Consider the following 14,954-nt stretch of genomic DNA (forward strand, 5'->3'; position numbering starts at 1 on the left):
AAAAGATTAATCAATGGAATCAAAGGCTTTTTCAATAGCTTCTTTTTGATTCATTGCCCTGCAAGCCTCTTCAACCCTGTCAACATCTGCTTTTGTTTCAGGATATTTGGGAACTGCATGACATCCCCCGTCATCCAATTTAGAAATTTCAAAAGTTCCGATATCTTCAGCTATTCTGGTAATTTCCAATTTGTCCAGACCTATCAAAGGGCTTAAAATCGGCATGTCAACACCATGACGGGTAGCCAATATATTAGACAATGTCTGTGAAGCTACCTGACCTACACTGCTTCCGTCTACAATAGCTGATGCTCCATATTTATGTGCTAATTTTTCAGCTATTTTATACATCCCTGACTTGCATAAAACACAGGTCATTTTTTCCGGAGCACAGTCTTTAGCCTGCTGCAAATACTCCCCATATTTTACAACTTTTTTTGTAATAGGAACTCCTTTTGCATAACTTTGAAGCTGATCAATTATTTTATCAAAGTTTTCATGAACTTTAGGTCCTGTAAATGGAGCATTATCACAATGAAGTGCTATAACCTCGCATCCTCTTTTCATCATAAGATAAGCTGCCACCGGAGAATCAATACCGCTGGACACCAAAACAACAACCTTTCCCTGAGTTCCCAGTGGAAGGCCTCCCGGACCGTCAATTTTTTCATGATAAATAAAAGCTTCATCATCTCTTACTTCAACATAAATTTTAAGTTCAGGATTTGTTAAATCAACAGGACATCCTACTTTTTTAACAACTACAGAACCGCAGAATGCAGCCATTTCCTGAGATGTGAAATCATGGTTTCCAACCCTTCTGCATTTTATGGCAAATCTTGTATCTTTGCCTATGAATCCATCATCAACAAGATTATCTACATATTCACCTAATGTTTTTTCAATATCTTCATAGTTTCCATATGTTGAAACAGCCGGAGAGTAAGATACAACACCAAATACCTTATTTAAATTTTCCAAACACTCGCCATAGTTTTTTGGAAAGATATATATTCTTCCCTGGTTTCTGTCAACTTCACAGTCAATAGCTGCTTTAATATTTTTAACCAATTTGCGCTCAAAACGTGCTCTTACTTTTGAGCTTTTTAAACCAATTTCACCATAACGTGCTATAACTACATCATAATTCATATTATTCCTCTTTTAATACTTTAAGGTGTCCAGCCATAAATTTAAGAGTAGATCCCTGTACCAGTACTGAAATACAAGTAACAACCATTACAATATCAAATATCATTTGTGCATTATAAATACCATGTACCAATGGATAAAATGCAAATACAATAGGTACTGCCCCTTTAATTCCTGCCCATGAAACAAACGCCTTTGAAGGTCTGTCTATATCAAATGGAGCCAAAGATATCAGTACTGCAATTGGCCTTGCCACAAATGTCAGTATCATTGCAATCCATATTGCCGGAATTAACATAGGTATAAGTTCCTTTATTGATGAAAATGCACCAAGTAATACAAACATCACAATCTGCATAATCCATGCAATACCTTCGAAAAAGGATAATTGAGTATATTTATATTTGATTTTACAATTACCTATTATTACTGCCGCAATATATACTGACAGGAATCCATTTCCCCCAACAACTTCAGTAGCTGCAAATGAAAGAATAGCTGCAGACAATAACAGTACCGGATACAATCCCTCAACGCTTAATTTAATCCTTGCAAGCAATTTTGAAAATCCTTTACCTAAAATTGCTCCCATTATTAAACCTAAAGCCAGTGATTTAAAGAAATTAAATATTAGAAGCAACATAGATGTCTCAGGATGAATTATTAAATAAATCACTGATGTTACAAGTATATAAGCCATAGGATCGTTTGTAGCACTTTCTAACTCAAGCATGTGATCCAAATTATCTTTAATATGTAACTTTTGTGTTTTAAAAATTGAAAACACTGCTGCAGCATCTGTAGAAGATATAATTGAACCTATTAAAAATGAATCCAACCATCCTAACCCGAATAGTAAATGAACCAGTATTCCTACAACAATTGCAGTAATAAAAACACCGACGGTAGATAAAGAGATTCCTTCCCATGTTACTCTTTTAATGTTGGCAAGTTCAGTGTCCAAACCCCCCGAAAACATGATAATAATCAGAGCAAAAATACTTATCGATTGAATCATATTATAATTCGTTATCGATGATGATATAACCTGGTTGGTGTCTAAAATCAAACCTACAATTAAAAAAATCAATAATGCGGGAACACCGATTTTAGCTGTGAATTTACTTAACAATACACAGACTAAAAGTAAAAATCCTATAAACAACAGTACCAAATGAACATCAAACATAAATATCAAATTATTTCAAAAAATTTAGATTAAAATCGCCATTACTAAAAAAAATATAACAGCTAATATAAACTTTTAATTTTAACATTTATAAGCATTATTGTTAAAGACCCTATTATCTAAATAAGGTCAATAGCAATATTTAATGCTTCATTCATGTTCTCGCATTTAGGCCCTGCTCCCTGAGCAAGAGTTAAACGGCCACCGCCGCCACCACCAAGAACCCCTGCAGCTTTTTTAATTATTTCATTTACTTTTATGCCTGCATCAATAGCATTTTGGGAAGCTGCACCAACAATTTTACCGTCATTGTTACCCATTAAAACAACATCAGCCTTGTCATTATCTGTAAAGTCAGTTGCAATCTTTTGAAGCTCTTTAAAATCAGCATCAATTAACTGTTTAACAACTTTAAGACCATTAATTTCAGTAACATCATCAGCTAATGAATTCATTTTTAAACTAGCTATTTCAGACTTTAACTTGTCAATTTCATTTTTTTGTGCTTTCCATTCAGAAAAGAACCTGTCACAGGTTTTTGGAAGTTGATCGTCATCGACTTTAAATATTCCTGAACTTTCACGAAGCAGTTTGTTTTCGTTCTGAATTGAATCAACTGCAGCTGTACCTGCTGAGAAATCAATCCTTTCAACACCGTCCTGAACCCTTTCGGTTTTATTGATTTTAATTGGACCGATATCACCAGTTCTTAAAACATGAGTTCCTGCACAAGCCTGAACATCAATACCCGGTATTTTAACAACACGAATTGACTTACCCGGCACAATACCACCCTGATAAAGTTTAAATCCATATAATGATTCTGCTTCATCCCTTGTATAAAATTTAATATCCAATTCAATATTGTCCATTACATATTCATTAGCTAATTTCTCAATTTCATTAAGTTCCTCTTGAGAAATACGTTTATAATGAGATAAATCTATACGGGATCTGGATACTCCTTTTTGAGCACCTGCTTGCCAAATATGTTCACCTAAGATTTTACGGGCAGCTGCTACAATAAGGTGAGTTGCTGAATGATGGCGGGCTAAAGTAATTCTCCTGTTCCAGTCGATTTTACCTTCAACTTTTTTACCAACAAAGTTATCCAAATCAACATCACCATCTACATGATGCAATACCACATTGTTAACTTTTTCAGCATAATTGATATTAACAACAGCACCATCAACAGAAATTGTACCTACATCAGAAGGTTGACCTCCTCCTTCAGGATAAAATACTGTTTTATCAAATACCAATGTGTTTTTACCGTCTTTTTCAACTACTCCTAAAACTTCTGCTTCAAATTCTTTCTGATTAAAATCTTTATAGAATAATAAATCTGTTTCAGGATAATCAATTTCAAAAGATTCCTTTTTATTGGAGGTGTCTTTTTCATGAGCTCCTGCTACAAGAGTAAAAAAATTATCCGGAACATTTACAGTAAAATTATCTCCAGCTATTTCAACAACTGTTTCCGGAGGAATTCCATGAGCATCATATAAATCCATTAACATGTCTAAAGGCATTTCTGTTTTACCTTCTTTTTTAAGACGTTTAATTGATCTTTTAACAATACTGGTTCCTTTTTTAATAGTAGATTGATATCTTTCCTCTTCAAGAGAAATAATATTCATAATATGATCTTCAGAATCTTTAATTTCAGGATAGAATTTAGTTAAAAATTCAAGCTGAATTCCCATAACCTCTGCCAAAGACTCTTTCATGTTTAACTCTTTCATGAAACGGATAGTTCTTCTTAAAACTAAACGGGCCAAATAACCTTCCTTTACATTTGAAGGAATAATTCCGTCAGCCAGCATGAAAGCAAGACAACGGGTATGGTCTGCAATAATATAAATTGCTTCCATAGGTTCTGCAGATTCTAAAAGTTCATCTAAAGTAATGCCTAAACTATTAGCCACCTGTTGACGAAGCTCTTTAATATCTCCAATGTCCTCAATATCCATCATACCAGCTATTTGAGCATTACGGGCCAAAATATCAGTATTGACCTTAACATCAGTTAATTCTTTTAACTTATCCACTACAGGAGCAAAACATGCATCATAAGCAGTAGGAGTTCCCTGAGAAATCCAAGCTATTCTTTCCAAACCATAACCTGTATCTACAACTTTAATTGGAATTTCTTCTTTTTCGCCATTGTCTAAAGTTTTATATTGAATGAAAACCAAAGTAGCTAATTCCACACCACGAACACAAACTTCGTAACAAGGTCCTTCATTACCTCCACCACTCCACCATGATTTGATAAAGCAGATTTCCTCAGTGTTAATTCCAATATATTTAAAGAACTCATGACAAAGTCTTATTGTCTCATCTTCCCAGTAAATGAAATTTTCTTCAGTATTTATTACAGTGTGAGATCCCATTGTAAAACAGGTCATGTGTCTACCTGTTCTTCCAACATTATCAACATCATTTAAACGAACAGAAGGTTGTTCAATTTCTAAAGGGTTTGCTGGCGGTTTAACCATACCTGAAGTAACCCAAGGCTGGAAACAGAATATAGAAGCTCCAACTAAAAATACATCATCTCTCCATCTTTTAGCTAAAATAGGATATCTCTTAATAGGAGTATGTCCCTCTTTTTCTAAAAATTCTCTGAAAACTTGTTGAATTTCATATAAAGTATAAGGTTTATCAGTTGCAGGATTTCCAATAAATTCATATTCATCACATGGAGCATCCCCACAGGTATCCCTGTCAACTTGTGCGTAAAATTCATGTCCACAAGTTTTACATTTTTGTTTTTTATAACCAAGTTTATCGAATATTTCAAGCATTTCAATCAATTTTAAAATCTATTTATTATAATTTACTATTTGTTTTTAATATAATAAATATATTTTTAGAAAAAGTAATCACATTAGTAAGTGCTTAAAATAAGTGTTAAGTTGAAAATAAGTTTTAATTAATAAAAATAGTAGTTAATAAAAAAGAAAAGAAAAAGATAGAAAAAATCTATCCGAATAAAGCTCCTAAACCAGCTGCTGCTGCTTCTTCAGCTTCTTCTTCCTCTTCCTCTTCTTCTTCCTCTTCTTCTACAGCTGCTTCAGCTGCTGCTGGAGCTGCTGCTGCAGGAGCTGCTGCCATAGCAGTAGTTTCCATTGCTTCATCAATGTCAACATCTTCTAAAGCTGCGATTAATGCTTTAATTCTAGCATCATCAGCTTCAATTCCTGCTGCCTCTATAATACTTTTAACATTTTCTTCGTTAATATCTTTATCTGCACTGTGCAAAATCATTGCCGCATATATATATTCCATGTTATCACCATTAGTTTTATAATCTAATTTGTAAGGTTTATAATAATAAAAAATTTTAATTAATTATTTTAACCGAAGAGAGCCCCTAACCCAGCTGCTGCTTCTTCTTCTGCATCTTCTTCCTCTTCTTCTTCCTCTTCTTCCTCAACAGTTTCTTCAACAACAGGAGCTGCTGCAACTGCTACGTTAGAAAGTTTTTCAGCTAATTCATCATCTAAAGCTCCTTCAGTACCTGATACTTCGGATGCTAAAGCTAACATTTTAGCTTGTGCGAGACCAATTATTGGCTCTGAGGTTTCAGAAGTCATTATTGCTGCATCAACACCAACATTGATTGCTCTGGTATAAGCAAGAGTAATGATTGTGGAAATAGTTTCCTCTGTAGGAATAGCTGCATTAACAGACAAGTTGAATGCATTTCTGAATGCATTTTGAACATCTGCTAAAGTTTGTTCTTCGTCGATTGCGAGTACTTCAGAAGTATAAATTGCTTCTTCTTCGTATACTGCTCTTAAATCGATCCCAACTTCCATAGGATTAATATCCATTCTTGATAAAGTACTTGCAACAGCAGCAGATACTTCTTCACCTGCTTCTACAAGAACGGTTTCTTTAGAAACAACAATTTTACCTTTATCAATTTTAGCTGGAATTCCAACTTGTTGTAATTCACCGAGGAATGGACCTGGTTCAAAACCTGTGTCTCCTTCAGGTATAACAATATCATCAGTAGCAATAGCACCTGGTTTAGCAGGAGCTGAAGTTTTACTGTCTTCTAATATTTTATACAATTTGAAAGGATTCATTTCAGTTGCAATAACTGCAACTTGACCTTCCATATGCTCTGATAAATCAACAATGTTGTTTTTACTAGCATTACAATCTTCGAGAGCTAAATCAATAAGATTCTTTTTTGACATTCTGATGACAGCTTTGTTATGAAGAGATTTCCTCATTTCTTGAAGCTGTTTTGCAGGAATGTTTAATAAATCTACAATCCCGATAACATCATATTTATCAATTAAAGATTTAAGCTCATTAACTTCTTCTTTTTTCCATTCAGCAACATGAGCCATTAGATCACCCTCACTATTGGACCCATAGTTGTTTTAATAAACATGGATTTAATTTGATTTCTTCCTTTATCTAAATGGCGGTCTAAGACTGTAAGAACAGTTTCAATATTTTCAGCTAAATCTTCATCTGACATATCTTGGCTTCCAACAATAATCTGAATAGCAGGTTGTTGTTTGATACCAACTTTAACTGTGCTTTGTAATCTTTCTAAAAGTGGATCTAATTTGATACTAGCTGGCACTGGTTTTGGCATTTTATTACGAGGACCAAGAATTGGACCTAAAAATCTACCAACAAGTGGCATCATATCAGCTTGAGCTATAAAGAAATCAACAGAGTTTGCTGCTTTTTTAGCTGCTTTTCTGTCTTTTCCTAACTCTTCTAAATCCGCTTTATTAATCACAAGAGCGACACCAGCATCTTTAGCTTGAACAATAAGTTCCCCATCAGCTATGACTCCGATTTTAACTTCTTTGCCACGGCCGTTAGGAAGAGTAACTTCCTCATTAAACCTATTTTCTGGTTTTTTGACATCTAAGTCGCGAATATTAACAATCATATCCACAGACTGTGTGAAGTTTCTCGGCTTTGATTGTTCTTTTGCCTCCTTCACCGCTTCTAATACTTCTTGTGTCATATTATCCCCCATGAACAAATAAGTGTTCATTGGATTATTTTTTTAAATTTGGTTTCATGAGTAATCGATTAAAGAAAAAATTCTTCTTCGATTGCATGAATTAAACAGTATATCAATTATAATCGCAATTATAACATCATATACACTGTTTTATAAGTTTGAATTTTAAATTTGAATAGATAATGTTTATTCAACTAAAACATCATCGTATTTTCCAGCATCAACATCTTTTTGTGCTTCTCTTGGGTCTTTACCATCAACAGAAAGTCCCATACTTACACAGGTTCCCATTACCTCTTTGACACCTGCTTTGTAATCATTAGCTAATAATGAATCAAATTTCATCCTAGCTATTTTTAAAGCTTTGTCAATAGGTAAATCAGCTACAATATCTGCACCTGGCTCATGAGAAGCTTTTTCAATGCCGAGTTCTTCCATAATGAGAGAAGTAGTTGGAGGAGTACCAATTTCAATTTCAAATTCTTTAGTATCTCTATCAATGCTAACTTTAACAGGTACTTTCATTCCTGCAAAGTCTGCACTTTTATTATTAATTTCTTCAACTACTTGCATCATGTTAATACCGAAAGGTCCTAATGCTGGACCTAATGGAGGTCCAGGAGTTGCGCTTCCGCCTTCGATAAGAATTTCAACTGTATCTTTAGCCATCAGTCAGCCTCCTTTTGAATAATTCTAATTTGATCAGCTTTTACAGTAACCGGAATAGGTACTGCTGCTTCTATTAACTCTAGAACTACTTCTTCACGTGATTCATCAATACGAACCACTTTTGCTCTTTCTCCTTTAAACGGACCAGAAATAAGTTCAACAACACTTCCTTTTTGGATAGAGGAAATGATAGGTTCAGGTTTCAAGAATCTTTTAGCTTCTTCAAAAGTAATTCCATGTTTACCTTCTACAACACCTCTTAAATGAGGCACTTTAAGATCCGGATTCCTTAAATCTATTTTTGTTGAAGATTCTACTAATATATATCCTTTTAAAGATTCTGGGACAAGAATTGCAGAAATACCTATGCCTTCAACACTGATAGCTTTATGAGCTAAAAGTCTAGCAACATTTCTTTCCTGACCTGCAGAGGTTTTAAGAGCATATATGGAACTATTAGCATCTTCCATGAAAAAATCACCTATTTTTAAGTTAATAAAATCATATAGTTAAGTTAAAAGTTATTATAAAAACATAATTAAACAAGAAACGAATCATGAAATAATTAGATTCTTATAATATCTATATCTATATTGATAATAGTATTTAAAGTTTTCAAAAAATTAAATTTTGAAATAAAATTAACATTACAAATTAAATTTTATTATAATTTCCTGAGATTAAATTTGTAAAACTGAATTAATTATAATCCTATTAATTCACCGATTAATACAATTATAAACCCAACAACACCAATAATAGCAATTCCAATTGCTACAATTTTTGAAAATTCCAAATATTCCTGTTTGTCCGGTTTTCTTGATACTTTCAATACCCTTTTACAATCTTTAATAGTTTTATCAAAACGTTCTTGAACATTCATATAAATACCCTTTAATAAAAAACTACAGAATTTAATCCCATAGTAGTGAATTATAATAAAATAATAGTAATGAAATAATTTTTAATTTTATTTATTAATAAAGTTTTCTATGAAAATAAAAAAAAAGAAAAATGGAATTAGAATATTCCATCAATGAAATCATCTAATTGATCTTCATTAGAAGTAGTTTCTTGAGAATCTTCAAAATCATCATCAGTTATAGAATTACTGTCTTTAGATTCAGAAATACCTGAAACAACAATAGTTGTTCTAATAGTATTCTCCAAGCTTTCATCAATTTGAGCACCCCAAATAATGTTAGCTTCAGGATCTAATTTATCAGCAACAACTTGCACGATTTTTTCTGATTCATGTAAAGTCATGTCAGAACTACCTGCAATATTAATTAAAGCACCAGTAGCATTGGAAATATCAATATCTAATAATGGGCTGCTTAATGCTTCATGGACAGATTCTAATGCCCTGTCGCCAGAATCAGATTCTCCCATACCAATCATAGCCATACCGGAACTGCCCATAATACTTTTAATATCAGCAAAGTCCAAACTTACAAGACCACTTTTAGTAATCAGTTCAGTAATACCTTTAACTGCCCTACCTAAGATTTCATCAGAAACCATGAATGCTTTGTTTAAAGGAAGGTTTGGTGCTACTTCCAATAATTTATCATTTGGAATAATAATTACAGTATCAGCTGCTGATTTAAGTTTTTCCAAACCATTTTCTGCATTTTCCCTTCTTCTAATACCTTCAGCTGAGAAAGGCATAGTAGCTACAGCAACAGTTAATGCACCTGCTTTTTTAGCTAATTTAGCAATGATTGGTGCTGAACCAGTACCTGTTCCTCCACCAAGTCCGCAGGTTACAAATACCATGTCTGCACCTTCAAGTTCATCTCTAAGTTCATCTTCTGTTTCTTCAGCACATTCTTCACCAACAGAAGGATCTCCACCAGCACCTAATCCGCCGCATGTTTGTTTTCCTAAGAGGATTTTTTTACTAGACTGGCTATAAAATAAATCTTGAGCATCAGTGTTTACAGTAATTGTTGTAGCTCCTTCGATTCCTATTTCATTTAACCTAGAAATAGTATTATTACCTGCTCCCCCAGCACCAACAACAAAAATATTAGTTTTATTTTGTTTAAATAATTTTATTAAATCATTATCAATATCTGAGGAAATTTTTTTAGGTGCTTTCTCTTCCATTCTTTCTTCGGATTCTTTGATTGCATCATCTATAAATTTCACGAGTTAACCCCACATACTCTTTAAATATGTTAACTATTTTTGTAACAACTAATATTTAAATGCCACTACTTTTTAAATTTTAATTAAAAAAAATTAAAATAAATCCATTTGACCTATTATTCAGCCATGAAATGGTGTATAATTATCTAAATATTTTAAAAATAACTAAAATGCATATTAAAATTAAAATAAAATTATAAAAAAGAAATAAACAATATTTTAGCATGATAAAAATATTAAAAAGACAGTAATACCAATTAAATTCAAATATATCACTTATAAATATCCAATATATCTTTTTTTAATTGCTCAATTTATAATTAATCAAAATACCACTCAATACAACATAAAATAAAATATTAACATTAATAATCAACTTTTTTAATATTAATCATGATTAAATATTAACTTATTAAAAACAGTTAAGTTATACCTCCTATTTTTGAAAAAAAGGCAAAACAAATCTATTTTACGTCAAAAAATTGAAAAAAAATAAAATTATTAAAAAATAAAAATAAATAAAAAAATTAAATAAAAATAAAAAGTTAATTAAAAAATAAAAATAAATATTGAATAAAATACAATAGTTTTATATATATCTAAACAGTATACTATTAAATAATCTCAAAGAAATATTGAAAATAAATTAATTAAAAAGAATATTTAATGAATATTATTTAATAAAATTAAAATATTTTTATATAATTACAATAATGTTCAAATTTTTATTGTGACATTATTAAAGAAAACTGTAGTTTTATTAAATAATATTTGATAATTCATGTATCTTCGAGATTGCAAAAACAAACAAAGGTAATTTAAATGTTTAAATTTGATAAAGAACAAACCGTATTTGATTTTGGTGGAGTAAAAATGGGTGGACAGCCAGGAGAATATCCTACAGTTTTGTGTGGTACTATCTTTTACGGCGGACACAACATCGTTAATGATGAATTAACCGGAGATTTCGACAAAGAAAAAGCAGACAAACTCCTTACTGACATGATTGAAATGTCTGATGTAACAGGGAATCCTTGTATTGCTCAAGTTTTCGGACAAACTGAAGAAGCTATTGTAAAATATCTTGAATTTGTTGGAGACAACTATGAACTTCCATTTCTTATAGACTCCACTTCCGGAGATGCTAGAGTAGCCGGTGCAAGATATGCTGATGAAGTCGGTTTAACTCAAAGAGCTATCTACAATTCAATCAACATGTCTGCAGAAAAATCCGAACTTGAAGCACTTAAAGAAACTGACATTGACTCTTCCATTATCTTAGGATTCAATCCAATGAACAGTACTGTTCAGGGAAAAATAGCTATGTGGGAAGACGGAGACGACGGATCTTACGAAAAAGGTTTACTTGAAGTAGCTGAAGACTGCGGAATTACCAAATTTATGATGGATACTGCTGTAACTCCATTAGGACAGGGTGCAGGTATTGCAGGCAGTGCCACTTTTGCAGAAAAATCCAAATGGGGATATCCTGTAGGATCAGGTATTCACAACATCCCGTCTGCTTGGGACTGGTTAAGAGATTACAAAAACGAAAGCGGAAACAAAACCGCATTTACTGTTTGTGATATCGGTGCAAACATTCTTCAGGTAATGGTCGGAGGAGACTTTGTTTTATTTGGACCTATCGATAATGCAACAATCTGTTTCCCAGCTATTGCACAAACTGATATGTTTATCGCAGAAGCAGCTGCAGAACTTGATACTGAATCTATCGAATCACACCCAATAAATAATCTATTATAAAATTACTTATTTCACATATTCCATTTAACCATTAACCATCATCATATTAAAAAAATAAAAAATAAAAAGAAGCTATTGGCGAGGCATAGCTATAATTTCATGAATATTCAAATCAAAAACATTAGTCATGTTGGCAGGAGTTAAAACAACTGCAGTGTCAACACCCTGTGCACGGCCACCAATAGCTATGATTTCTTCATCAACAGGAATTAAACCCGCATCAGCAGCCATAATGGAGATTTCACAAGCTACTTTTACCCCATGTGAAAACATACGAAGAGTATCTGCTATGATATCCGGAGGATTTATACCTCCTAATTTATTAGTGATTCCGCGACCGACCCCACTAAATGCATGAGACCCTATAAAAGTGTCAACACCTTTTTCTTCAAGTTTGTCAATCATTTCATCGGAGATATCCACTTCATTTGGTCCGCTGAATCCGGCATGATGACTTACATTAATTATTTGTGCATCCCCTTCAATAGCATCTGCTAATTTCAAAGCTGATGCGCCTGATGCTGAAGCAATAAGAATATATCTAATCTCATCAGATTCATCCAATCTTTGTTTAACAAGAGAAATTAATTCATCAGTGTAATTTTCTCCTTCTTTTGAGTCTGTAAAATTTTATAGGCTTATTTGTTTTTTAATTTTTTACAGTTGAACTTTCATTTTGATGAAATTTCATTCTAATTTTTCTTTAATTTTAATATAAATGATTTAAAAATAGTAAAATACTTTAATAAGTGAGGACAAATAATATTTTATGACCAAACAAAACAAATCTGCCCTCAATAGTAATATAGACTTCATACAACTTAAACTTTATGATTTTTTTGATGAAAAAATTGATCAAGAAAAAATTATTTCAAAAAGATTGAATAAAACACCTAATTTTGAAAATACTAATCATAAACTATTTTTAGATGAAAATAATACTTTTAAATATGATAATCCCATTTGTCCAGTTTGTGGAAGCCACAAAATAATCAAAAAAGGCACAATAAAGAAAAACAAACAAAATACTAATGGAAAAACAACAGAATTCAAAGAACAGCAATATCAATGCAAAAAATGTGGAAAAAAATTCGGAATATACAATAATCCATTAATTGGTGAAAATAAACAATTTTTACAAGAAATAATGGATAAAATTCCAGGAATAATGAAAATAGGGTACCAATCACTTCGTAAAATAAGTAAATACTTTGAAATATTCCTTGGAATCAGAATATCTCATCAAACAATCAAGAACTGGTCTGACAAAAATCACGAAGAAAGCATCAGCAATGAAAAATTTGAATATTCTGGCTATTATTTATATGATGAGCAATTTTTAAGACTTAATGGAACTAGACACTACAGATTAACTTTATTTGATGCAATACTCAATATTCCAGTCACAGAACGAATAGTACGTCGCAGAATACCAAAAAACACGAAAAAATTTATCTTAGAATCAACAGAAAATAAACCATTCATTTGCCTAACAACCGATTTATTCCCAATGTATCGTAATGTAGCAGATGAAATAGAAGTAAAACATCAATTGTGCATATTTCATCTGTTTCAAACAATAAACCATAAATTAAAAGTATATTGTAGAAGAAACAAGATTAATGGAAAACAAAGAGACCATATTTACGAAAATGCACAAGAATTAAAAAACTGTTTCAGACAAAACTCAAAAAAAGAAGCAATAGAACAATTTAAACAATATTTACAAAAATATACGGCCATACCAGTTGTTTTAAAAGATTTCATAAGAAAACATATCATAAATCACTTCCACAGATACGTAGAATATCTTGATGATGAAAATATAGAAAAAACATCAAATAAAGTCGAAAATTACTACAGACAAACCAATCCTGAAAAAATAAAGAAAATATACAAAACCAAAAATGGAATCCTGACATTTTTAGACTATCAAATGCAAAATTGGACTGAAAAACACATTAAAATCAAATAAGCCTATAAAATTTTACAGACTCCTTCTTTTTCAAAATATGTTATAGATTTTTCCATTGAAATCACCTTAAATAATAATAAATACAATATATTATTTATATTAAATAGTTGAAGGAATTTTATGAGTAAGAATTTGGAAAATATTAAACACATAACTAATGGAGACTACATTGTAATACCAATTGAAACCGGATATATTAAACCTAATGAAAATTTAAATTCAATCATAAATCCTGCAAAAGAGATTATGGAAGACGGAGATTATTTGGTAATAGCTGAAACACCGGTTTCCGTTTCACAGGGCAGATTAGTTGATGAATCCAACTACAGCCCATCACTTAAAGCCAAATTTCTTACAACAGTCTGGAGCAAATACCTTTGGGGATATGTCTTCGGACCCATTTTAGGAATTAAAAAAAGAACCATTAAAAACCTGCGAAGACTTCCCAAGGAAACTTATGCTCATAAAGAGGTAGTGCTGCAATTATACGGTTTGAAACATGCACTAAAACCTGCATCAGAAGCCGGAATTGATTTAAGTAATGCTCCGGGAACTTGTGTGTCTTTACTTCCTGAAAATCCCCAAAAAGTAGCCAAACAGCTGAAAGCTGAAATAGGCAAAAATGTTTGTGTGATGATTATCGACACTGATGCAACATATAAAAAGAATGGAAAATATTTTACCGGACTGCCAATAGCTATTGACGGTATTGAAGCCAATAAAGGCGTAATCGGATATGTCAAAGGACAGTTAGGAGAAAATATGGGATCAACACCATTGGGTTGCAGTGAGAATATCAGTGTTGAAGAAGGTTTGAAAATAGCCAATATTGCTGAAGACTATCAAAAATCATTAGCTACTGAAATGTCAACAATACACAGTGTCAAATCTGTTTTGGGAACTGATGAAAGCAGTGTAACTATAGAAGCTCTTGATTCAATAACTCATACACCTGCTGTAATTATAAGAAAGAAATAATATTTATAGTAGAAAATACATAATTAAATCATTGATTATTATATTATTATTTTTTTAAAATC

General features: G+C 32.0%; 14 protein-coding genes. 3 read left to right on the plus strand and 11 right to left on the minus strand.

Translation table 11 applies throughout. From position 1 onward, the window contains the following. Positions 1-6 precede the first annotated feature (6 nt). The 10 genes from thiI to ftsZ all read right to left on the minus strand — a co-directional run bounded on the left by thiI (position 7) and on the right by ftsZ (position 10,175). The gene (gene thiI, locus MSM_RS03085; RefSeq protein ID WP_004036532.1) at positions 7-1,152 is read right to left on the minus strand and encodes a tRNA uracil 4-sulfurtransferase ThiI; all 1,146 of its coding nucleotides are present in this window, start codon (positions 1,150-1,152) and stop codon (positions 7-9) included. Position 1,153: 1 nt separating this feature from the next. Further along, positions 1,154-2,341 carry a potassium/proton antiporter gene (locus MSM_RS03090; RefSeq protein WP_004032371.1) on the minus strand — a complete coding sequence of 396 codons (1,188 nt, stop codon included), beginning with the start codon at positions 2,339-2,341 and terminating at the stop codon, positions 1,154-1,156. Between the two features lie 119 nt (positions 2,342-2,460). Next, entirely contained in the window at positions 2,461-5,154 is a 2,694-nt protein-coding gene (alaS, locus tag MSM_RS03095) for an alanine--tRNA ligase (RefSeq protein ID WP_011954009.1), read from the minus strand. A gap of 178 nt (positions 5,155-5,332) precedes the next feature. Next, positions 5,333-5,638 carry a 50S ribosomal protein P1 gene (rpl12p, locus tag MSM_RS03100; protein ID WP_004032373.1) on the minus strand — a complete coding sequence of 102 codons (306 nt, stop codon included), beginning with the start codon at positions 5,636-5,638 and terminating at the stop codon, positions 5,333-5,335. Positions 5,639-5,706: 68 nt separating this feature from the next. Then, positions 5,707-6,714 (minus strand): 50S ribosomal protein L10, encoded by a 1,008-nt coding sequence (locus MSM_RS03105; RefSeq protein ID WP_004036529.1) that lies wholly within the window; start codon positions 6,712-6,714, stop codon positions 5,707-5,709. Then, the gene (locus MSM_RS03110; protein ID WP_011954010.1) at positions 6,714-7,382 is read right to left on the minus strand and encodes a 50S ribosomal protein L1; all 669 of its coding nucleotides are present in this window, start codon (positions 7,380-7,382) and stop codon (positions 6,714-6,716) included. Before MSM_RS03110 ends, MSM_RS03105 begins: the two co-directional genes overlap by 1 nt. A gap of 156 nt (positions 7,383-7,538) precedes the next feature. Continuing rightward, positions 7,539-8,021 (minus strand): 50S ribosomal protein L11, encoded by a 483-nt coding sequence (locus tag MSM_RS03115; protein WP_004032376.1) that lies wholly within the window; start codon positions 8,019-8,021, stop codon positions 7,539-7,541. Beyond that, positions 8,021-8,491, minus strand: coding sequence for a transcription elongation factor Spt5 (locus MSM_RS03120; protein WP_004032377.1), 471 nt, complete (start codon positions 8,489-8,491; stop codon positions 8,021-8,023). Before MSM_RS03120 ends, MSM_RS03115 begins: the two co-directional genes overlap by 1 nt. A 233-nt stretch (positions 8,492-8,724) precedes the next feature. Further along, the gene (locus MSM_RS03125) at positions 8,725-8,904 is read right to left on the minus strand and encodes a protein translocase SEC61 complex subunit gamma (protein ID WP_004032378.1); all 180 of its coding nucleotides are present in this window, start codon (positions 8,902-8,904) and stop codon (positions 8,725-8,727) included. 137 nt (positions 8,905-9,041) lie between these two features. After that, the gene (gene ftsZ / locus MSM_RS03130; RefSeq protein WP_004032379.1) at positions 9,042-10,175 is read right to left on the minus strand and encodes a cell division protein FtsZ; all 1,134 of its coding nucleotides are present in this window, start codon (positions 10,173-10,175) and stop codon (positions 9,042-9,044) included. 822 nt (positions 10,176-10,997) lie between these two features. On the opposite strand from ftsZ, the gene mtrH reads away from it, so the two are divergent. After that, positions 10,998-11,939 (plus strand): tetrahydromethanopterin S-methyltransferase subunit H, encoded by a 942-nt coding sequence (mtrH, locus tag MSM_RS03135; RefSeq protein WP_004032380.1) that lies wholly within the window; start codon positions 10,998-11,000, stop codon positions 11,937-11,939. Positions 11,940-12,011: 72 nt separating this feature from the next. On the opposite strand, the gene MSM_RS03140 is transcribed toward mtrH, so the two are convergent. After that, complete coding sequence (locus MSM_RS03140) at positions 12,012-12,524, minus strand: pyruvate kinase alpha/beta domain-containing protein (RefSeq protein WP_048058612.1); 513 nt, start codon at positions 12,522-12,524, stop codon at positions 12,012-12,014. 184 nt (positions 12,525-12,708) lie between these two features. Here MSM_RS03140 and MSM_RS03145 point away from each other — a divergent pair, with 184 nt between their 5' ends. Both MSM_RS03145 and MSM_RS03150 read left to right on the plus strand, forming a co-directional pair. After that, complete coding sequence (locus MSM_RS03145; protein ID WP_011953615.1) at positions 12,709-13,914, plus strand: ISNCY-like element ISM1 family transposase; 1,206 nt, start codon at positions 12,709-12,711, stop codon at positions 13,912-13,914. Between the two features lie 120 nt (positions 13,915-14,034). Continuing rightward, positions 14,035-14,892: a coenzyme F420-0:L-glutamate ligase gene (locus tag MSM_RS03150; RefSeq protein WP_011954012.1), complete on the plus strand. Its 858-nt coding sequence runs from the start codon at positions 14,035-14,037 to the stop codon at positions 14,890-14,892. Positions 14,893-14,954: the final 62 nt, after the last annotated feature.

The sequence above is a fragment of the Methanobrevibacter smithii ATCC 35061 genome (genome assembly GCF_000016525.1).
GTDB lineage: Archaea > Methanobacteriota > Methanobacteria > Methanobacteriales > Methanobacteriaceae > Methanocatella > Methanocatella smithii.